The organism is Chryseobacterium tagetis, from assembly GCF_016735585.2.
In the GTDB taxonomy this organism is placed as follows: domain Bacteria; phylum Bacteroidota; class Bacteroidia; order Flavobacteriales; family Weeksellaceae; genus Chryseobacterium; species Chryseobacterium tagetis.
Genome location: NZ_JAERSE020000001.1, coordinates 581630 through 602256 on the forward strand (window position 1 = coordinate 581630; position 20627 = coordinate 602256).

At 35.8% G+C, this 20627-nt stretch carries 19 protein-coding genes; 13 read left to right on the forward strand and 6 right to left on the reverse strand.

What is annotated here, in order from left to right; all coding sequences use genetic code 11:
* Window positions 1-66 precede the first annotated feature (66 nt).
* On the reverse strand, window positions 67-3819 hold the full coding sequence (locus JI747_RS02485) for a GEVED domain-containing protein (protein ID WP_225686040.1): 3753 nt from the start codon (window positions 3817-3819) through the stop codon (window positions 67-69).
* 1122 nt (window positions 3820-4941) lie between these two features.
* Between JI747_RS02485 and JI747_RS02490 the strand changes: the two genes are divergently transcribed.
* The 11 genes from JI747_RS02490 to JI747_RS02540 all read left to right on the forward strand — a co-directional run bounded on the left by JI747_RS02490 (window position 4942) and on the right by JI747_RS02540 (window position 13816).
* Window positions 4942-5538, forward strand: a complete 597-nt coding sequence (locus JI747_RS02490) for a Crp/Fnr family transcriptional regulator (RefSeq protein WP_225686042.1) — start codon at window positions 4942-4944, stop codon at window positions 5536-5538.
* A 626-nt stretch (window positions 5539-6164) separates the two neighbouring features.
* Window positions 6165-6779 (forward strand): Crp/Fnr family transcriptional regulator, encoded by a 615-nt coding sequence (locus tag JI747_RS02495; protein ID WP_225686043.1) that lies wholly within the window; start codon window positions 6165-6167, stop codon window positions 6777-6779.
* A gap of 179 nt (window positions 6780-6958) precedes the next feature.
* Window positions 6959-7246: a hypothetical protein gene (locus tag JI747_RS02500; protein ID WP_225686044.1), complete on the forward strand. Its 288-nt coding sequence runs from the start codon at window positions 6959-6961 to the stop codon at window positions 7244-7246.
* 5 nt (window positions 7247-7251) lie between these two features.
* A complete protein-coding gene (locus tag JI747_RS02505; RefSeq protein ID WP_225686045.1) occupies window positions 7252-7626 on the forward strand; it encodes a hypothetical protein in 375 nt (124 codons plus the stop codon).
* Window positions 7627-7706: 80 nt separating this feature from the next.
* On the forward strand, window positions 7707-8255 hold the full coding sequence (locus JI747_RS02510; protein ID WP_225686046.1) for a CinA family protein: 549 nt from the start codon (window positions 7707-7709) through the stop codon (window positions 8253-8255).
* Entirely contained in the window at window positions 8233-8985 is a 753-nt protein-coding gene (locus tag JI747_RS02515; protein ID WP_225686047.1) for an SDR family oxidoreductase, read from the forward strand. The genes JI747_RS02510 and JI747_RS02515 overlap by 23 nt, the downstream gene beginning before the upstream one ends.
* Window positions 8986-9052: 67 nt before the next feature.
* Complete coding sequence (locus JI747_RS02520; protein WP_225686048.1) at window positions 9053-9667, forward strand: hypothetical protein; 615 nt, start codon at window positions 9053-9055, stop codon at window positions 9665-9667.
* Between the two features lie 93 nt (window positions 9668-9760).
* On the forward strand, window positions 9761-10540 hold the full coding sequence (gene ku, locus JI747_RS02525; RefSeq protein WP_225686050.1) for a non-homologous end joining protein Ku: 780 nt from the start codon (window positions 9761-9763) through the stop codon (window positions 10538-10540).
* Between the two features lie 47 nt (window positions 10541-10587).
* Window positions 10588-11199 carry a DNA polymerase ligase N-terminal domain-containing protein gene (locus JI747_RS02530; RefSeq protein ID WP_225686052.1) on the forward strand — a complete coding sequence of 204 codons (612 nt, stop codon included), beginning with the start codon at window positions 10588-10590 and terminating at the stop codon, window positions 11197-11199.
* A 65-nt stretch (window positions 11200-11264) separates the two neighbouring features.
* Window positions 11265-13136, forward strand: a complete 1872-nt coding sequence (ligD, locus tag JI747_RS02535) for a DNA ligase D (RefSeq protein ID WP_225686054.1) — start codon at window positions 11265-11267, stop codon at window positions 13134-13136.
* A 71-nt stretch (window positions 13137-13207) separates the two neighbouring features.
* On the forward strand, window positions 13208-13816 hold the full coding sequence (locus JI747_RS02540) for an alpha-ketoglutarate-dependent dioxygenase AlkB family protein (RefSeq protein ID WP_225686055.1): 609 nt from the start codon (window positions 13208-13210) through the stop codon (window positions 13814-13816).
* A gap of 99 nt (window positions 13817-13915) precedes the next feature.
* Here the strand turns inward: JI747_RS02540 and JI747_RS02545 are convergent, their stop codons facing one another.
* Window positions 13916-14227 carry a hypothetical protein gene (locus JI747_RS02545; RefSeq protein ID WP_225686056.1) on the reverse strand — a complete coding sequence of 104 codons (312 nt, stop codon included), beginning with the start codon at window positions 14225-14227 and terminating at the stop codon, window positions 13916-13918.
* Window positions 14228-14410: 183 nt separating this feature from the next.
* Between JI747_RS02545 and JI747_RS02550 the strand changes: the two genes are divergently transcribed.
* On the forward strand, window positions 14411-15259 hold the full coding sequence (locus JI747_RS02550) for a hypothetical protein (RefSeq protein WP_225686057.1): 849 nt from the start codon (window positions 14411-14413) through the stop codon (window positions 15257-15259).
* Window positions 15260-15327: 68 nt separating this feature from the next.
* Here JI747_RS02550 and JI747_RS02555 read toward each other — a convergent pair whose 3' ends face one another.
* From JI747_RS02555 to JI747_RS02570, 4 genes are all read right to left on the reverse strand, one after another.
* Complete coding sequence (locus JI747_RS02555) at window positions 15328-16080, reverse strand: hypothetical protein (RefSeq protein ID WP_225686058.1); 753 nt, start codon at window positions 16078-16080, stop codon at window positions 15328-15330.
* A 149-nt stretch (window positions 16081-16229) separates the two neighbouring features.
* A complete protein-coding gene (locus JI747_RS02560; protein ID WP_225686059.1) occupies window positions 16230-17549 on the reverse strand; it encodes an aspartate kinase in 1320 nt (439 codons plus the stop codon).
* A gap of 486 nt (window positions 17550-18035) precedes the next feature.
* Window positions 18036-18848 (reverse strand): helix-turn-helix domain-containing protein, encoded by an 813-nt coding sequence (locus tag JI747_RS02565; protein ID WP_225686060.1) that lies wholly within the window; start codon window positions 18846-18848, stop codon window positions 18036-18038.
* 119 nt (window positions 18849-18967) lie between these two features.
* Window positions 18968-19963, reverse strand: a complete 996-nt coding sequence (locus tag JI747_RS02570; RefSeq protein ID WP_225686061.1) for an SDR family NAD(P)-dependent oxidoreductase — start codon at window positions 19961-19963, stop codon at window positions 18968-18970.
* A 394-nt stretch (window positions 19964-20357) separates the two neighbouring features.
* Here JI747_RS02570 and JI747_RS02575 point away from each other — a divergent pair, with 394 nt between their 5' ends.
* Window positions 20358-20528: a lmo0937 family membrane protein gene (locus tag JI747_RS02575; protein WP_225686063.1), complete on the forward strand. Its 171-nt coding sequence runs from the start codon at window positions 20358-20360 to the stop codon at window positions 20526-20528.
* The last annotated feature ends 99 nt before the right edge of the window (window positions 20529-20627 follow it).

Sequence of the window (20627 nt, forward strand, 5' to 3'; positions counted from 1 at the left end):
AATGAATTAAAAAAATCAGCTCTCAGAAATGAGAGCTGATTGGTAGTTAATCAACTGTTATGACTCTTATTCCTTGAGGAACTTCTTCTGTACAGAAGTTGAGCCATCCTGAATATCGATCACATACATGCCATTGATCAGGGCGTGAACATCTACTTTATTGTTTAAGATGATTCCGCTTGATATCAACTGTCCTGCTGCACTATAAATCTTATAGTTTGCTCTCTTGCTGATATTCTTAACGTTCAATATCGTGCTTACCGGGTTAGGGTAAATCAAGATGTCATTTTGATTCAACAAGTTACTTGCTGATTTCTTAGAGATTCTGACACTGTAATCTTCTACTTCACCACTATCGAAGTCGTTACAGTTTATAGCAATTCCTCCTTTCATCAATGCGACTCTCATCACTACATACATATAGTCTGCATTGCTTACAAATGCATCTGATGGTACACTGAACATAGTAGTTGCTGTTGCTGCACTGTTTGGTCCGGATACTAAGATTCTTTCGTTGATATCAAATTCTCCGTTTCTGTCGAAGTCAATCCAAGCAACAACACCTGCATCTCCTGTTACCACTTTGTCAATGGTCAACTGGTTGTTGGTTGATCCCTGGATCAATTCGATCTGAGCAAGCGGATCAGCGGTATAATCTGTATACGTTGAACCCGCAGAAGCTTTTATTATCTGTGGCTTTCCGTTTGGTACTACCGTTACTTTGGAGATGTAATCTCCCACTGAATTCAATGCTTCCATCTGGCAATAGATCACGGTAGGCGTTGTAAAGTAATACGGTAAGGTAAAGTTGCCCGGAGTACCGCTACAAACATTCGCTACTTCCATTTCATATTTCGTAAGCTCAGTTAAATCGGTAAGAGTGTAGATATTGTTATTTACCTGAACATTCGTCCATCCCGGAATTCCTACTTTTCTGTATCTTAAAATGTATTTACCAGTGGCATCCGGCCCTGTATAAGGATCCCATTGAACTTTAGCGCTTGTTGGCTTTAATTCCAGAATCGTTAATCCCGGTGGCGGAATCTCACATGTTCTCTCTGTAGTAAATCTTACCAAACTTGACCAAGGATTAGGAGTCGTTGATCCTATACAAGTACTTCTTACCTGAACTTCATACTGAGTATATGGCGTTAAAGGAGAAAGCAAATAAGTTGTAGCAGGAGGATTCGGTAGAGCAGTCATTATAGTAGGCCATGCATCTCCTACTTTTCTCCATCTCATTTCATAGGTAGCACTTGCTACTAATGGTGACCAGTTAATAACAGCTGAAGTAGCAGTTATGCCAGTAATAGTAACATTTGGCGGAGTAGGATCACATGTTGTTGAAAATTCATTATGTGAGTAAGCTCCCATATTGGTTGTTCCACAAAATGCTACCACTTCTACTTCATATAATGTTGCCGGATCCAACCCTAATAGAGGTTCAGATTGTAAAGCTCCCGGAGCGATTGCTGGTTTGTCTATTGGCCCTGCTGCCGGTAACCAACCTGCCAAAGAGCCTACAGGTCTGTATCTTAGTTGGTAAGAATTAGCTCCTATGGCATCCTGAGACCAGGTAACATTTGCTGAATTATGAGTAATTGAAGTCACTGTTACAACAGGTGTTGGAGTAGTACAAGGCTGTACGTTCACCAAATAATCATGGGTTTCACCATAGCTAGTCGATGTACATGCATCAACATTGGAAGTACTGTACACTACACGAACACGCATTCTGTGAACTCCAGCCAGCGCAGTAACAGGAATGGCAATATTAGCAGTAGCAAATGACGGACTTGTTGCTAACGGAAGATCCGTTAATAATTTTTCAGAAGCATCAAAAACTCCATTATTATTGAAGTCAATCCAGATACTTGCTTTTTCATAAGTAGGAGAAGAGTATGTAGTATTGATCTGTACAGGATAAGACTGTCCAGCTATGATATTTACAGGAGTAAAAGCTGCTGTTCTGTCATAGTAACCACTACCATTACAACCTGTATTCAGATCACTGATGGTGGAAGTACCCGCTCCTGTGATTACAAAGCTGTTTAGGTTATCGCCACTGCTGCATCCATAGGTATAGGTTGGTGTACAATAGCATTGAGTTGGTGCATTTTGTGCTACGGAAACCGTATTGGATGTAGCACTCTGGTTGGTATTGCTACAGGTAACTATGCAACGGTAATCGGTAGCTGCTGTTTGACTCGTAACAGTATAGGTAGTTCCTGTAGCACCTGTAATAGCTATCCAGGCTCCTGATCCGGCAGGGCTGCTGTACCATTGGTAAGTAATACCGCCACCAAAAGTAGCACCGGTAAGCGTAAGATTAAAAGAAACTCCTACGCAGACACTTGTAGCGGATACCGCTGCTGTACCACTCACTGGTGCGGCAGCACAAGGAACAAGAGCCAGTATGTTGACATTGTAATCATGAGTCTCGCCATAGCTAGCCGATGTACAGGCATCAACATTAGAAGTGTTATATACCACACGTACACGCATTCTGTGAATACCTGCAGTTGCTGTAACAGGAATGGCAATATTAGCCGTTGCAAATGCCGGACTGGTTGCTAAAGGAAGATCTGTTAATAATTTTTCAGTGGCATCAAACACTCCATTGTCGTTGAAATCAATCCAGATACTTGCTTTTTCATAAGTTGGAGAAGTATAGGTTGTATTGATCTGTACAGGATAAGACTGGCCAGGTAAAAGATTTACAGGTGTAAATGCTGAAGTTCTGTCATAATAAGCTCCGTTACAGCCGGTATTCAGATCACTGATTGAAGAACCTCCCTGTCCTGTAATCACAAAACTATTCAGATCATCTCCGGAACTGCAATTATATGTATAGGCAGGGGTACAGTAGTTTAAACATGCTGCACCTGTATTTTGACCCACAGAAACGATACTGGAATTTTGTGTACTTGCACCATTTGTACAGGTGATGGTGCATCTGTAATCCATAGCTGCCGTTTGATTGGCTACTGTATAAGAGATAGATGTAGCTCCTGTTATATTGGTGAAAGTATTTGTCCCTGCGGGTGAACTTTGCCATTGATAGGTAATTCCTGTTCCTGATGTAGCTCCCGTAACTGCCAAGTTAAAAGGAATATTGGCGCAGACATTAGAAACAGAAGCCGTTGCTGTACCTCCTGTCACTGTACCTGTACAAGGCGCTGCAGAAGTATGTGAAAACGATATAAATGGCCTTCTGTAATTGGAATTGCTTAGAGATGCTGCCAGTCCAGTCGTATTGTTAATATACTTGGTGGTATTATTATTTGTAGTTACCACACAAGGTGATGTATATTCATATTCCCAGGTGGTATTAACCGTATTTCCCGTATTGGTATATTCCATCAAAACCATAAGGTTCTGTGCTCCCGAATACGTAAAATTATTTGAGAATATAAACTGTTTCCATCCTGCAGCTCCCGTGGCTGCAGTAACAGGATTGGAGTCATATACCAAAGTGGCTCCTGTCACCGTAGCCGTCCAATCAATGGCAGAAGCGCCAAAATCCAGACTTGATGTTTCCTTTAGATAAACTTTAAGATTAGGAGTTCCGGTCATGTTGCCGGTTGTTATCTTTTTAAAATAGATCCCCGTTAAAGCCTGGCCAGATACACCGGTAAGCTGCGTCGCAGGATAAATTACCGCCACTCTGCTTGTTGCTGCAGAAGTTGCTGTACTGTACATAGGCCCATAGGTGTTCGTTCCTAAAGTCATTGTACAGGTACCCGCGACCTGATATTGCTGCGCAAAGTTTTGGATTGATAGCAAAAGTGCTAAAAAGAATAAGTAGATTTTCTTCATAGTCATACGATTTTTAAGTTAAGTATTAAATTTATTTGATTGGCTTACATTTTTTGATGGAATAATCGATTGAGACAAAGCAAAGAGAAGTCATGTTTCATCGTCATATAGATTAGTGATTGATTGGTAACACTGAAAATGTGTTAAGAATGTAGAGTTTTTTACCATAGGCTATATTATTTTATGTTAATGTATTGAATAATAAAAACACCTTCCGGGTTTAATTAAAATAGGAAGGTGTAACTATAAGCGTATTCTTTTAAATAAAATTTGTTCTATAAAAAAGGTACATCATTTTTCCAATATCCATTGGATTGATATGAATTGATTGTTTTTCAATACCAATTCTTTACTAAAGAATTGTTTTTTCTTACTAAAGAAAGATAAGACACATGCTCTTGGGATAATAAAATTGCTTTCATTTCCTGTTTCTTCACATATTTTCTTCGCCTGAAAAGGATATGTTGAAGAGAAATGTTTACTGGAATAAATGCAAAAAAAGAAAAAATAGATTTATATTTCATGAAGGTGATTAGTTTTGTTGGTTTTCAAATATACATAAAAAATTAATTTAAAAAGAAAATAAATGGGTAAGTATTGTTAAATTTTAAATTTTTCACATTGTTTTAAGCTTTTTGTAGTGAAATGAAATTTTAATTTTGTCATTGTTTTTAATTCATGATGCTTAAAAAATTATTCCTCTCACTAAAATAGAAAAGGATCGAGTAGAATATGCTATTAAAACTTATAACTGTACAGGTTGGTTTAGCAAGTGTAACAGAATTAAAGATAAGTGTGATTGATCTTTTATTGAATCATAAAATAAATATCTGATAGCTTTATTCTGTTTTCTTTTCCTGTCCTGTGAAAATCCGCGTCCATCAGCAATCGGTTTTTACATTCTAAAGACTATGAACTTGTAAACGGTCAATTTGATTTTCCGATAAAATCTCAGGAAGAAACTTATGATTACAATCATAAATTTTGAGAATGCCTTTATCTATTTTTGAAATTCGATAAAGAAACGTTATTGTTGAATTAATCAATGTTTGCATACTGTACAGAGGTAATTCTAACGTTCCGTTTTATATAAATTAGTAATAAAACTTTTAGCTTTCAAAAATGATATTTAATGAAGAACTTTTGCTTTCATTAGGAGCAGAAATGCAAACTTATAAAGCAAATGAGGTAATATTCACGGAAGGTGGACAGCCTAATTATTTTTATCAAATAAAACACGGAAGCGTAAAACTGAATAATTATCATGAAGATGGAAGAGAATTTATTCATAGTGTACCCTTTAAAGGGCACTGTTTTGGGGAAACATTTTTATTTTCAGAACTTCCATATCCTATTAATGCTGTTGCTCTGGAAGATTCCGACATTCTGAGATTGCCCAAACTCAAATTTCTTAAATTTTTAAAAAACTGTCCCAAATCGTTATGGGATTTATATGAGTTTACGGCAGAGAGAATGTATTATAGGTTTATTATGCTCAATAATCTCTCGGTAAGTAATCCTTTGTACCGGGTAAGACAGGTGATGGATTGTTTAAAAGCTTATCATCAGTACGAAGAACCATTTTCTTATCAAATTCCGTTTACAAGGCAGCAATTGGCGTCACTTACAGGGTTACGGATTGAAACGGTGATACGCGTGGTAAAAAAAATGGAAAAGGAAAAGATGGTGAAAATAGAACTGGGCAAAATATTCTATTAGTTTTCAAAATTAAAACGTAAGAGATTGTATTATTTTTATTTTTTGTTCTGTTTTTATGATTGAGATTATGAGATAAATTGAAAATAATAGATTAAATTTGAAGATAACCTCATGAAATTTAATAATATGAAATCTATTTGTTATTCTCAGGCTGATCTTTAATATACATTTTATTAAAATACAATTATTTTTTCCAACCTTTAATAAACGGTAGTTTTGTTGTTGAAAACACTCTTTTTAGCATTGTTTTTATTAAGAAAATTAATAATATTTATTCGTAATATATTTATCGATTTTAGTGTTTTTTTTGGGAATGTGATAATTAAAAGTTGATATAGGTCTTTTTAGATGTATTTATTTAAAAAAAATTAACTTTAATTAACAATTCGAGGTGTAATATTTGTATTGATACCCAAAAAGTTCCTAATATTTTTTATAAACGTTAGAAATCATTAAAAAAGTTTTTATGGTTACTGAAGAAAATCTATTGTATTCGATAGGAGCAGATAACCACTTTTTTATGAGAAAAAAACAATACTGACAATCAAAGGAATGAAAGGGTAACGTTTCTTAAAAAATAGAAGACCGTAAAATCATGTAGTAAACTTTATTTTAAACAGGAGACCATGAAGGTAAAAAGTTGCATGAATATCGATGAGTCGCTTTTGTATTCATCGGGCGCAGAAACGAAGATTTTTAAAAAAGGAGAAATGGTTTTCAGCGAGGGAGACCAGGTTTTATATTATTTCCAGATTGTGGAAGGAAAAATAAAACTAAACAATTACAATGAAGAAGGTAAAGAGTTTATTCAAAATATCCTGGGTAAAAATCAAAGTTTTGGAGATTCTCTTCTTTTTCTGGACAAGCAATACCCGATCAATGCCGTTTGTCTTGCTGAGACGGAAATCATAAGGTTACCTAAAAAAAACTTTATAGAATTACTGGAAAAGCATCCCGATATTTCAATGGAAATGAATCATTGTTTATCCCAACATCTCTATTTTAAACTGGTAATGATCCAGAATATGGCTTCACTAAATCCTTCTGTAAGATTAAAAGGATTATTGGATTATCTCAGAAGCTTTCGTGATGACGACTGTGAACAATGCTTTCCTGTAGAATTTACCAGGCAGCAATTGGCAAACTTGGTGGGACTTCGGGTAGAAACAGTGATAAGAGCCCTCAAAAAGATGGAAAAAGAAGGCAAAGTTAAAATTCATAACAGGAAAATTTTATATTAATAAACGTTCAAATATGACTGAAGTCATAAAATGGTGAATTATTAATTCGTATTTTAGACTAATAATTTTTTGTGAACGCCACACACCATTTAAATATACTAAAGTCATATAGCTTATATTCTATATGGCTTTTTCTAACATAACTGAAGCGGCTTATGAATATAAAATCCCAAAGTATTTTGAAAAAGCTAAAACATGAAGGCTTTAAAAAAATCATACACAACGGAATATTGTTCGAAGAAGGAGCTTCCGTTTATGCAAAAGAAATTGAACAGAATATTTTCTTGGTGTTTATTATAACCGGAACCGTTGAGCAGGAAAATGTTCAGGCATTTATTGCACAGTTTGATTCTTTAGAAAGTATAGGAAAAAAAGAACCCATACAGATGATGTTTCATCTATCCATTAAAGACAAAAATGATCTGCACTATTTTGAAAAATTTATAAATATCTCTGAAAACGGATAACGGCTATGATAGAACATGAAAAACAAACACCTTCTACAATATATCACCAGAATACCATCTTGGAAAATGAAATGGGATCTCCGGAGCGCGTTCATTTTTACGGGATGACCGTTTTTTTGAAGAAATCTCTGGAAAAAATAAGAAAAAATACGAAATCTGAAGTCTTAAAAAAACTGATACATCATCATATCGAGGAATATCTATTTCATATAAAAAATAATCATCACGAGCATATAACCTATGAAACTATAGACATTCCTGTTGAAGGCCCTTCTTTCATGCTGTATGCAAAAACGGCTTACACAAAAGTGAAAAGTGAAGAAGAATGCCTGAGCAGACTTTTGGATACTTTGGGTAAAAATGACTTTGAAAGCCTGTGATTTCAAAGAAGTATTTAATAAAAAACATTTGAAATGTAATAATTTAAGAAAATAACCAATCACTTAAAAAATAAAATGCGATGGAATTTCACAAAAATCTTCTGGAGTACATCAGTCAGTCTCTCATGACGGCAGATGAAACGATTGCGGTTGCAGAATGTGTAACCTCAGGATGTCTACAGCTGGCTTTATCTCAGATGCCGAACGCACCACTGGTTTATCAAGGCGGAATGACTGCATATACTTTACCCATGAAAGTAAAATTACTGAATGTAGATAAAGAAGAAGCTGAAGTATGCGACTGTGTTTCGGAAAACATTGTGGAAACAATGGCCTTGAATGTTGCAAAACTCTACGAAGCCGACTGGTCGATTGCAACAACGGGATATTGTACCCCCATCAGAAATTCTTCATACAAAATATTTGCTTTCTTTTCATTCTCTTACAAAGGCAAAATTATTTATACAAACACCCTTGAACTGCATCCTAAAACACAGGCTCTGAATGCTCAATTATATTACACTGAGTTCATTTTGGGGTGTTTTAAAACAGAAATCAATAAAAACCTTGAAGCTAAAGCAAAATTAGGCCTGAAAAAAAATAAAGATGCAAGAATTAAAGTTAGCTGACAAATCGGTTCTCATTACCGGAGCAGACAGTGGCATCGGGAAAGCAGTAGCATTACTTGCAGCAAAAGAAGGAGCAGATGTGGCCATTATCTATCATGAAGATGATGAAGGAGCTGGGAAAACAAAAAAAGAAATTGAGAACCTGGGCAGAAAATGCAGATTGTTTTCAGGGGACATCAATGATTATGAATTTTGTGAAAAGACAGTTGCTGCATTAATTTCAGAATGGGGAAAGATTAATATCCTCATCAACAATGCGGGAACTCAGTTTCCTGCAGAACGTATTCAGGATCTTGAAGAAGAAAATATTCGTAAAACATTTGATACCAATATCATTGGGATGATCTTGTTGACTAAAGTGGTATTTCCTTATTTAAAAGAAGGAGATTCTATCATCAATACAACTTCCGCAGTCGCTTATCAGGGACATCCGGAATTGTTGGATTATGCAGCAACAAAAGGAGCCATTGTTTCTTTCACCCGTTCCTTAGCATTACAGGCAAAACCAAAAGGAATAAGAGTAAACGCAGTTGCTCCGGGACCAGTGGCAACACCGCTTACAAAAGAAACTTTTGATGAAAAAGAAGAAGACCCAGGAAAACCTCCTTTGGAGAGAAATGCAACTCCCGAAGAAGTGGCGGAAAGTTTTTTGTTTCTGGTATCTGAAGGAGCGGCTCAGATTACAGGACAGGTTCTTCATCCAAACGGAGGCCTGATTGTCAACGGATAATATATAAACAAGAAATCAGACAGAAACTCCGTATAAGGGTCTTATCATTAAATTTAACACTGATCATATGAAACCTAAAGAACTTTTCGGAGTACCAATTCAAAAGAAGGGAAGCTATCATGATACGGAAGCTAAGAAAAGCTATGCAGATCAGGAACAGGTGAATGAAGGATTCAATACCTTAAAGGAAAGATTCATGTTGATCAACAACTGGAAAAGTTATTGTGGGGAAGGTTTTGCAGATTTTAAGCTTTTTGATTCAGAAGGGAAAATGGTAGAGCGATTTCCGTTAATTGGTGATTATATCAGAATAGACATTCCGGGACCGGGAACCGTGGAAGCCAAAGGGTATGACTGGGTTGAAATCACAGATCTTTTTGAAGAACAGACTCATGGCATTTGCCTTAATTTTATGATGATGACTTGTAGACCTTCGAAGAATCCTCAGAATAAAACGTCAGAACATATTGTACATTTTTATTCTGATCATGCTACTTCCACTTTTGCAATCTTTAAAGGAAGAGATTTTATTGAGGCAGGAATATATGGCAGAAACGAAACACCCAATATGGATTCAGAGTTTATAGATAAAGCCAGAAACTTTTTGATCGCGGCAGGCGGAATGATCGGGATTTCAAAGATTCAGTGGAAAACACTGGTGGATGGTTTTCTGGATTTCTAATTGAAGACAAAGAAAGACTGATAGATTCAAATGATGAGTATCCGATTCAATTTGGAAAGGGTTTTGTACTCTAAATGATAAAAATAATAAAATATGAGAGCGATCTGGAATGGAGCCATAGGTTTTGGATTGGTAAATATACCGATCAAGCTGTACTCGGCCAGTGAATCGAGTACTTTAGATCTGGATATGCTGGATAAAAAAGATCTCAGCAATATCAAATACAAAAGGGTAAATGAAAATTCCAACAAAGAAGTAGCTTGGGAAAATATTGTAAAAGGCTACAAAATAGAAGACAAATACATTGTCTTGGAAGATGAGGATTTTCAGTCGGTAAGTCCTGAGAAATCTAAAATCCTCAGCATTTTGCAATTTGTAAAAGAAGAGGAGGTTGATCCCGCACTTTTTGAAACTCCTTATTTTTTAGAACCGCAAAAAAACGGTGAAGAAGCTTATAAATTACTGTTGAAAGCCTTGACGAAAACCAAAATGGCAGGAATAGGCTCTTTTATTCTAAGAGAAAGAGAAATTCTCTGCATGGTCCGCCCTTATCAGGATGAAATTCTCATGGTAAACAGGATGAGGTACCCGGAAGAAATGAGAACCTATGAGGATCTGAAAATTCCATCAGGAAAAGCCCCGAAAGCGGAAGAACTGAAAATGGCAGAAACTTTGATTAAATCTTTAGCAGAAACTTTTGATCCTTCAAAGTATAAAGATACCTATAATGAAGACCTTCTGAAGATTATAAAACAGAAAGCAAAAGGGAAAAGAACAAAAATCAAAGAAACCAAGGAACCAGCCGGAAAAGCCACCGATCTTATGGCCATGCTGAAAGCCAGCCTCGGATCTGGAAAAAGAAAGGCAGGATAAGATTTTCATCAGATAATTTTTTTCGTTCAACTTAAAATTTTTGTGAAATGCCATTAGAAGAATATCATAAAAAGAGAGACTTTAAGGCAACTTCCGAACCGGAAGGCAAAGAAAAGCAGAGCAAAGCAAAACTGAGATTTGTAATTCAGCGTCATGCGGCAACACGTCTGCATTATGATTTTCGCCTTGAGATGGATGGCGTTCTTAAAAGCTGGGCGGTTCCGAAAGGACCTTCCCTTAATCCTGCAGATAAAAGACTGGCAATGATGGTTGAAGATCATCCTTATGAATACCGGACTTTCGAAGGAAGTATTCCCAAAGGAAATTACGGAGCCGGAGAAGTTGAAATCTGGGACGAAGGAACCTATGAACCCTTAGATAAAATAGAAGGAAAAACTGATGATCTGATCATGCGCGCAGAACTGCATAAACAATCCCTGAAATTTATTTTACATGGTAAAAAACTGAAAGGCGAATTTGCTTTGGTAAAAATAAAAAATTCGACAGAGGAAAATGCCTGGCTTCTTATCAAGCATAAAGATCGTTACGCAATTGAAGAAGATTATGACGCCGAAGAGCATACCACAAAAAATTCTAAAGTCACAGCTTATCTTCAGGAGAAAAGCAGTAAAAAAAAAATGATACCGCCGAAAGCTTAAAACACTATAAAAATTATGCTCCGGAACTTTCCGGCGAGAAAAAATTGCCCGATTTCATCAAACCTATGCTTTGTAAAACAAACGAAAAACCTTTTGATGACAAAGACTGGGCTTTTGAAATAAAATGGGACGGATACAGAGCAATTGCTGATACCAGAAACAAAGAAATCCGGCTGTATTCCAGAAACGGACTGGATTTTTCAAAACCATTCAAAAAAGTTGCTGATGCACTCAAAATCCAGGAGTATGAGATGGTTCTGGATGGTGAAATTGTCGCATATGACGATAAAGGAAAGCCTAATTTTCAATGGTTGCAGAGAATAGCAGAACAAAATACTGATTTAGTTCTTATCTATCAGGTTTTTGATTTGCTCTGGCTGAACGGACATTCCACTGAAAATCTTTCTTATCTGCAACGAAAAGAACTGCTGAAAGAGGCTTTGGTTGAAAATGAAATCATCAAATATCACGATCATATTCTTCAAAACGGAAAAGATTTTTTTGAGGCTGCCGAAAATATGGGATTGGAAGGAATTATTGCCAAAAAAGCAGACGGCGAATATAAAGAAAATAGCAGAAGCTCCGAATGGCTGAAAATAAAGATCCATAAAACTGACGAAGCGCTGATTTGTGGTTTTACCGCACCGAAAGGTTCCAGAAAGCAGTTCGGTTCACTTATTTTAGGGAAATACCTGAATGGGAAACTTGTATTTTGCGGACATACAGGAACAGGATTTACAGATCAAAGCCTTAAAGAAATTCACCAAAAGATGCAGCCACTGATTGTGAAGCAATCTACATTTAAAATTACCCCGAAAACCAATTCCAAAGCTACATGGATTAAACCTGTACTGGTGGCTGAAATAAAATTCACCGAGCTTACGAAAGATCATATCTACCGACATCCGGTTTTTTTAAGATTAAGAGAAGACATCGATAGTACAGACGTGAAATTTGATATCGATTCACCTGAAAAACAGCCTGAAATGAAAACTAAAACTTCTACAAAAAAAGTACCTGCCAAAGATAAAGTCAAAAAAATTGGAAAACAGCAGGTCACACTCACCAATCAGAATAAGCTGTATTTCCCGGCAGATGGCATTACAAAAGGAGAGGTTATAGACTATTATCAGAGTATTTCCAAATTTATCCTGCCTCATCTGAAAAACCGTCCGCAATCTCTCAACCGTTTTCCGAACGGGATCGAAGGACTGAGCTTTTACCAGAAAGATGCCGATGAACATACACCGGACTGGGTGACTTTACAAAAAATATTTTCTGAAAGTAATGATAAGTATATCAATTATATTATTTGTAATGATAAAGAAACAATAGCGTATCTGAACAATTTGGGCTGTATCGAACTGAATGTCTGGACAAGCCATATTCCGAAAGTCGATTTCCCCGACTATTTGGTACTCGATCTCGATCCTTCCGAGAAAAATACTTTTGAAGAGGTGATAGAGACAGCATTGGTTGTGAAAGAAGTTCTGGATAAAGCAGATATTACCGGTTATCCGAAAACATCGGGAAGTTCCGGTATTCACGTGTATATTCCGATGGGAGGGAAGTATACGTATGACCAGGTAAAGGATTTCGGGCACGTGCTCATGCAGTTAGTTCATCAGGAATTGCCGGAGCTTACTACGCTCGAAAGAAGTCTTCAAAAAAGAGATAAAAATAAAATCTATCTGGATTATCTGCAGAACAGGAGGGCGCAGACATTAGCAAGTGTATACAGCATACGCCCAAAACCCGGAGCACCTGTTTCTGCCCCATTAGAATGGAGTGAAGTGAAAAAAGGTCTTCATCCCACAGATTTTACAATCCACAATATGGCAGTCCGTTTGCAGGAAAAAGGCGATTTGTTCAAGCCGGTTTTAGGAAAGGGGATTGATCTTTTAAAAGTTATAAACGGACTAGGAAATATAGATTAAGTTTGTATTCTCAATTTATTTTAAAGAGGAGTAAAAATATAAGCTTGTTTAAAAAAAGCAAAAAGAAAATAATGAGTCAGCTGAGTTTGTTTGATGCAGAAGAATTTTATGAATTTCCAAAAGATCTTTTGGAATACAGAGAACATTTTCTAAGCAATGAAGAAGCAGACCAACTCAAAGAGCATTTGTTGCATACCGCAAACTGGGAACAACGAACTCAGAAGATGTACGATAAAATGGTGCTGACTCCGCGTTTAACAGCATGGTATGGCGATTCAAAATATGATAATTCTGAAGAAGATAAAAAGCCAGCCACTCCGTGGACTTCTGAACTGTTTTCTTTAAAAGAGAGAATAGAAAGAGAATTCGGATATCAGTTCAATGGAGTCCTGTTAAATCTGTACCGTGACCAAAATGATTCAGTAGCTTGGCACAGCGATAAGGAAAGCCGTTACGGAAAACGTCCTGTCATCGCATCCATCAGTCTGGGGCAAACCAGAAATTTTGATTTCAGGAAAAAAGATCATCACAAGAGCAAATACAGTTTGCCGCTTTCAAACGGTTCGCTGCTCATTATGAAAGGAGATTTGCAGGAACACTGGGAACATAGGATTGCTAAATCTGCCATTCGGATGAAAGAGCGCATTAATTTGACTTTTAGGCTTGTAAGAGAAAGGTGAAAATTGATTTTAATTATAAGTTTGTAATTTATTTTTATGTAAGATAAGAGATTATTAAAGTTGCTAAACTGCTAAAGAATGTAGAACCGGATATAAAATTTAATCTTGAGAATAAACGGCAGTAACCACTCCATTTCCAATTAAACCTGTGTTATCAGAAAGCTCAAAATCCATTCCGGTATATAATTTATCTAAGAATGATTCCGCATTCATGAGAGTAATATCGATGGTCACAGAATCTCCCGGAAAAATAAGCTCATCCTCTTCAAAGGTATGAACTCCTATATACGTCTGCAGTTCAAAAGGAAACTGAAACGCTGTACGAAAGCCATTAGATACAGGACTTACCAAACCGCCTTTTTCGGTCGGATAGTAATTGATGAGCGCTTTAAAATGTGAAAGTTTTTTCATAATATTAGAATAGGCAAATCTAGAAAAGAATTTTTAAAATTCTGAACATTTGAAATTCATTTTGATGAAATGGTTGAGCCCGAATCAACCTTCAGTAATTTTTGCGATGTTGCTATATTGAAATACGATCAATTTGTTTACCTTTAAATCTGAATGCTGCTTATTATTTAAAAAACAAATACTTTGAAAAAAACGCTGTATACCAATATTCTTTTACTATTTTTTTGTCTGGCGAATGCCCAGAAGTTTCCTTTGATGAAAAACGGAAAGTTTGACAGTGAAAAATTTGAATCTTTAAAAGTAAAAGAAACAAAGGAATATTCAGTCAGTATTCAGGATCAGGAGCCTAACTGTAAAAAGATTATCATGAAGAATGACCGATCGGTCTTTTACTATTGTGGCCCTTTCGACAAAAAAATTGCACGCGAAAAGGCCGAGTATAGTGAAGCCCGGGAATTCACAGAATCTATTGATGGATTTCAGTGTATCGTCAATGAATATTACACGTATGATTATTTAGGACGGGTAACCGAGTTTCGAAAATATTTATCGAAAATACCGGCACTGACCAATCTGACCATTGAATCATTCCCATTGGAAGAGAAAAGATATGAAAACGGGAAACTGGTATCGGAGAGAAAAACGATATTTAATCAGAAGATTCATAATGTTTTGATTGCTACGATTATTCTGTACAATAGAGAAAGATTGGGAATGCAGGGTAGCGATCAGGTTTCCATATCTAATTATGATAACTCTAAAGTGACTTTCAAAAATAATACAGTTCAGCTGGATAAAAAAGGTCCGAATGATCCTGAAATCTCAAGAAATGAAATCATTAAAGCCTTTACGTCTCTGAAAAGGGGATTTTCTATGTACAGAAGTATCAATACAACACCTGAAGATAATCCGGATGAATGGGTGATTTTTTTTACTAAGGACGGTAAAGAATACACAATCTCTATTGAAGATGAGACTGGCCGTGGATTTTCTACCAGAAAAGAACCCCGCGATATACGGGAAGTAATTTGAGTAGGATGAGACGAATTATTTTTATTAAAATCAAATAGTATCTTTATGATTAACGAAGCAATTTAAGTTTACTTGTTTATAAGCTGTATTACTTTATTTCTGTCATATTCAAATTGCATATCTTTGTGCATTTCAATAATTCTGGAGCCTTTTGCTGTTATTATTTTCCCTTTTCTGATAAATTGGTTGTCATCCCACTTGGTAATGTAAAAGATTCCTTTGCTATAAGAGGTATCATTTCGTTCTCCGTTTTTGAGATACAGACGTCTGACTTCTTTTTCTTCTCTTTCAATAAGGATAGGTACATGATGGTCAGTATATACGATGTATTTTTCGTAAGCTCCTAAATATCCTTTTTCCTCGGATATTTCATGCTTTACGATTGATGGAGACTTAATTTTTTGGGTAATTTCATCAATTATTTTAGTCTCATCCGGTGTATTTTCATACTTAATCTCATTCCAGATCAGATTTTTATAATTAGGATGCTTTTTTGTATTGATAACAAGATTTATGGCTGCCATACAGATCCCGATACGACGGTCACAATTCGGGTTCGGAACATTATTAAGGTTATAACTGAGAGTGTCCTTAACAATTTTTGCTTTTATAAAATGAGGATGCGGCACGCCGCCACAGCAGTCGCCTCTCCACTCACCAAGTTTTATGATTGCGCTATCTCCTTTCTTTTCCCAGGTACTATATTTACTGATATCTTTTGATGTCTCAAAGTAAAAGTCAAAGGTATCCTCTGCTGTAGTTTGCGATTTACAAATTGCAGTGTTCAGACATACAATGATAAGAGTAAGAAATAGCTTCATCTATGAGTTTTTGTATTTTAGGGTAAATCTACAAAATAGTAAAGCTTAATTTGATTTTTCATTCAAATATAATATCAAAAATCACTTTTAAGTTCAATGTTTAGAACCTTAAAGTGATTTTCGATATAAAATTTTAAAAAATAACTTTCTTAAAATAATCTGTTGTGTAAAGATCTTAATCCCTCAATTTTGTGAATGGAAGGAACCAATAATGAAATATTATTTTCGCTTCCTCCGTAAGAGATCATTCTGATCGGGATATGTTTTACGGCATCTGAAACAGTACTCGCATATCCATGATTGCTTTTTCTGAAATCACCGACAATGCAGATAATAGATTGGTCATGATCGATTTCTACTGTTGAAAAAACTTCCAGTTCCTTTACAATTTCAGAAAGAGAGCCGGTTTCATCAATGGTAAGCGAAACGGCTACTTCAGAAGTCGTGATCATATCAATAGGAGTTTTGAAACGCTCAAAAATTTCAAAGACCTTTCTCAGAAAACCATAAGCCATCAACATTCGGGAAGACTGAATACGGATGGCGGTAATACCGTCTTTAGCAGCAATAGCTACAATCTGATTTTGATTGGTCGTTTCCCCTGAAATCAGTGTACCTTGCCTATCAGGATTCATCGTATCTAATAATCTTACAGGAACATTATATTTTCTTGCCGGAAAAACACTTTGGGGGTGCAGGATTTTGGCTCCGAAATACGATAATTCGGCAGCTTCATCAAAATTAAGTTTCGCAATGGATTTGGTATTCTGAACATATCTCGGATCATTATTGTGAAATCCGTCAATATCCGTCCAGATCTGAATTTCCTCAACCTGTAAAGCTGCACCAATTAATGAAGCAGTATAATCCGAACCTCCTCTTCGCAGGTTATCAATTTCTCCCTGAGCATTTTTGCAGATATATCCCTGTGTGATAAACAGTTTTTCTTCTGGGTATTTTGAAATCTCCTGACCTAAATGTTCTCGAATGTATTCAATGTCAGGTTCGTTGTTCTCGTCAATCAGCATGAATTCCAGGGCAGGTAATAATACGGACGGAACTTCAATTTCTTTTAAATATAAATGAAACAGAGTCGTAGAGATGATCTCACCCTGAGCCAGAATGATTCGTTCAGCAGCTAAGTTGAAGTTCTTATTTTTAAATTGATAAAACAGATCGAATATTTTATCAATAAACTCGGTGGCTTCCAAAATACCTTCTTCTGTCTTAAATAATTGATGAACAAATTTTTTATATTGCCCGTAAAGCATATCAATATGTTCATGTGCAGCCTGAATATCTTTTTTTGCATATAATGCAGACAAGGTTACCAGATCATTGGTCGTTCCGGATACCGCGGATAAAACAACCAAATGTCTGTCTGCTTTCTGGGAACTGATAATGGGTAATAACTGCTCAATCCTTTCCGGGCTTCCTACTGAAGTCCCTCCAAATTTTAAAACTTTCATAATATAGATAAAAATGTTAATTATTAAGACAAAAAAAAGGAGCCTGTCGTGATGACAAGCTCCTGATATATTTGGGTTCTAACCAAAGGAAGATGACTCACGACGTTCGACGTAAGTACTGTTTCTTTCCCTTTTTTAAGTTAGATAAAATCATTTCTTTTTTTGCTGGGCAAATATAAGAATTTCTTATAAATAATTCTTATTTGATATTGGTTTTTGAGCTAAAAAAATAATATGTAGTTCACGGAATGTAAAGATTTGCTTAGAAATAAACGGATTTATTATATAAAAACCCCTCAAAAGAGGGGAAATAATAACGCTAGATTAGATAGAGATGATATTCAGATAAAGGTAAAATAAGAGATTAACATTCCTTATGATCCAGATCATACTATATAATGGACAAGATAAATATCTTTGAAAAGATAATTTTTTTGTTGGAGGAAACTCTGATTAAGCAGGCACTCTTTGGAGTGCTTTTTATTTTTATGAAAGTTGGCTTAATTGTGTAGGAGGAATGCCGTATTTTTTTTTAAAGGCAAAGGAAAAATGAGAGAGGTCCTCAAATCCCACTTCAAGATAAAGGTCTTTAGGTTTTCTGCTGTTTTCCTTCAGTTGGTAATAAGCAAATTCCAGTCTTTTGGCTATTAACCATTTTTGAGGAGTGACATTAAAATGTTTTTTAAAATCTCTGTTAAAAGTTGATAAACTTCGGCCCGTCAGATACCCTAATTTTTCCAGCGGCATATTGAACAGAAAGTTCCGTTCCATAAAACTGACAAGATCGATCTTTCCCGGTGCATCAAAATTAGAAAGTACTTTGTCTACATCAGGATTTATAGCTCTGATAATTGTAATGGCTTCGGTAATTTTAAGAGAGGCTATAGCTTCGGGAAAAGACTCATTCATTTCAAAATAAGGAAGAAGAGAATTCAGATAGCTTGTGAGTAAAGGATGCCCGTTAAAACTATAAATATGCTGTTCCGGAAGTATTTTTTGAGGAAAATCGATGTGTTCATAAAAGCGTTTCAGACGTTCAATGGTAAGATGAATAACCACTGTCTGATGAGGTAAGCCGTTTTTAGGATAATTTATAATAGTGGTAGGCTGATTGCGGGGAATCAAAAATATATCATTGGCATAAAAATAATAGGTCTTGTCGGCCTGTATAATTTTGGTTTCTCCTGAAATGAACCATACAAGCATATGATCATCAAACATAAGGTCTGACTTGAAAAGCTGATCCTCATAACTGGATAATTTGATTTCCGGAGTCAGATATTTTGAAATATGTTCCATGCTTTGAGCCTTTTTATTGAGAAGAATAAATATAATGAATTTTGAAAGGCAGGCTTTTATATTTTACCCATTTAAAGATTTTCTTTAAAAAATAAAAAACCTGCCTTATCTGTTTTTAATTAATCAGCCTTAAAAATAATTCCGGTGAGTTCCTCACTCCAATCCCATAACTTTTGCGCATAGGTTTTATCCAGAGAATAAGGCTTTACTCCGTTTGATACTGTATCGCTGAATGACAAAGAAGCAATATCACAATCTTCACAATAAACTCCTCCTATATGATCGAGCTGTGGACTGGTAGCACACCAGATTGTGGTGGCAGCACCTTGAGAAATGGTTTTAAGAGAAGATAATACTTCTGGCAGCATTTGACCTTCTGAGTCTACAAATCCCATTTTTTGAAACAACTCCAAAGGTGCTTCTCTTCCAAGCTCAGTACCACCAATAGAACCCGGATGTAGAGAATAAGCTCTTACATTAGATTCTTTTGCACGATGATCCAGTTCAAGAGAGAAAAGATTTACAGCCGTTTTAGATTGTCCATATCCTAAAAGAGTTTCATATTCTCGCGCAAGAAAATTGGGATCGGTAAAATCAAAAGGAGCAAATTGATGTCCTTGTGAAGAAACATTCACTATTCGTGCTCCATTGGCGTTTTTAAGAGCGGGCCATAATCTTGCCGTTAGCTGAAATTGGGCGAGATAATTAGTAGCTAGCTGAGATTCTAAACCTCGGGAATCCTTGCGTAAAGGAACCCACATAATCCCGGCATTATTGATGAGAAGATGTAGTGGTCTTCCTGAAGCGAGAAATTTTTGGGTAAAGGCATCGATAGAAGAGGGATTCATTAAATCCATCGTTTCGATTTCTACATTGGGAACATCTTGAAGGTTTTCCATAGCTTTCTCGACATTTCTGGCAGGAACAATGACGGTGGCTCCGGCCATAGCCAATGTTTTGGTCGTTTCTAATCCGATACCGGTATTGCCTCCGGTTACAATTGCAATTTTACCGGAAAGATCGATTCCTTTAATGATTTCCTCTGCTTTAGATTGAGCATTGAATCCTGAATTGATTGGATTTTGCAGTGCTCCTTGGTAATTACTATTTTCCATTGTAGTACTCTTTAAATTGTTATACAGCAAAGGTATTCCGGGATTATATGAATTACTTTGTTCTAAAAGTCAAATTGTTTTGTTGTGAATGTCAATTATAGAAGACCTGAATTCTTTAAAAAGGTTGATCTGTTGTAGACGATGTATTAAACAGATATAAAATATCCCCTCAAAAGAGGGGATAAACAATGTTGGGAATAAATATGAATAATAGTATTAGAAAGATAATTAAATAAGAGAAGATCATTTATGATTTGAGTCATAAGCAAAAGACTTTTAAAAGGATATCTTTGAGTATATTGAGTTTCCTATTGGAGGAAATTAATAGGCTATTTTAAAAATAATAGACAAAACCATGTCTTTATTTCATTGTATAACTTTAAATTTTTTGATCATGAGAAGTATATTATGGTTAGTAGCTGTCATCTGTATTGCAGTATGGCTTTTAGGAATTTTAGGAATCATACCGGGAATCAGCACCGGATATTTAGTACATATATTATTAGTAATTGCAATCATTGTGATTCTCTATAATATTATCACAGGAAAAAAACCGCTGGATTAGAGAATCAGTAAAATATTGTCATAAAAATATCGTATGATATTGTACGTGGAATTCGTGAAAATAGATGTTAGAAAAGACAGATATTTTTCGCGAATTCTT

Excerpts from the sequence above, each read along its gene's own strand:
- JI747_RS02485 (WP_225686040.1), bottom strand. The coding sequence starts at position 3,819 with ATGAAGAAAATCTACTTATTCTTTTTAGCACTTTTGCTATCAATCCAA.
- JI747_RS02490 (WP_225686042.1), top strand. The coding sequence starts at position 4,942 with ATGATATTTAATGAAGAACTTTTGCTTTCATTAGGAGCAGAAATGCAA.
- JI747_RS02495 (WP_225686043.1), top strand. The coding sequence starts at position 6,165 with ATGAAGGTAAAAAGTTGCATGAATATCGATGAGTCGCTTTTGTATTCA.
- JI747_RS02505 (WP_225686045.1), top strand. The coding sequence starts at position 7,252 with ATGATAGAACATGAAAAACAAACACCTTCTACAATATATCACCAGAAT.
- JI747_RS02510 (WP_225686046.1), top strand. The coding sequence starts at position 7,707 with ATGGAATTTCACAAAAATCTTCTGGAGTACATCAGTCAGTCTCTCATG.
- JI747_RS02515 (WP_225686047.1), top strand. The coding sequence starts at position 8,233 with ATGCAAGAATTAAAGTTAGCTGACAAATCGGTTCTCATTACCGGAGCA.
- JI747_RS02520 (WP_225686048.1), top strand. The coding sequence starts at position 9,053 with ATGAAACCTAAAGAACTTTTCGGAGTACCAATTCAAAAGAAGGGAAGC.
- ku (WP_225686050.1), top strand. The coding sequence starts at position 9,761 with ATGAGAGCGATCTGGAATGGAGCCATAGGTTTTGGATTGGTAAATATA.
- JI747_RS02530 (WP_225686052.1), top strand. The coding sequence starts at position 10,588 with ATGCCATTAGAAGAATATCATAAAAAGAGAGACTTTAAGGCAACTTCC.
- ligD (WP_225686054.1), top strand. The coding sequence starts at position 11,265 with ATGCTTTGTAAAACAAACGAAAAACCTTTTGATGACAAAGACTGGGCT.
- JI747_RS02540 (WP_225686055.1), top strand. The coding sequence starts at position 13,208 with ATGAGTCAGCTGAGTTTGTTTGATGCAGAAGAATTTTATGAATTTCCA.
- JI747_RS02545 (WP_225686056.1), bottom strand. The coding sequence starts at position 14,227 with ATGAAAAAACTTTCACATTTTAAAGCGCTCATCAATTACTATCCGACC.
- JI747_RS02555 (WP_225686058.1), bottom strand. The coding sequence starts at position 16,080 with ATGAAGCTATTTCTTACTCTTATCATTGTATGTCTGAACACTGCAATT.
- JI747_RS02560 (WP_225686059.1), bottom strand. The coding sequence starts at position 17,549 with ATGAAAGTTTTAAAATTTGGAGGGACTTCAGTAGGAAGCCCGGAAAGG.
- JI747_RS02565 (WP_225686060.1), bottom strand. The coding sequence starts at position 18,848 with ATGGAACATATTTCAAAATATCTGACTCCGGAAATCAAATTATCCAGT.
- JI747_RS02570 (WP_225686061.1), bottom strand. The coding sequence starts at position 19,963 with ATGGAAAATAGTAATTACCAAGGAGCACTGCAAAATCCAATCAATTCA.
- JI747_RS02575 (WP_225686063.1), top strand. The coding sequence starts at position 20,358 with ATGAGAAGTATATTATGGTTAGTAGCTGTCATCTGTATTGCAGTATGG.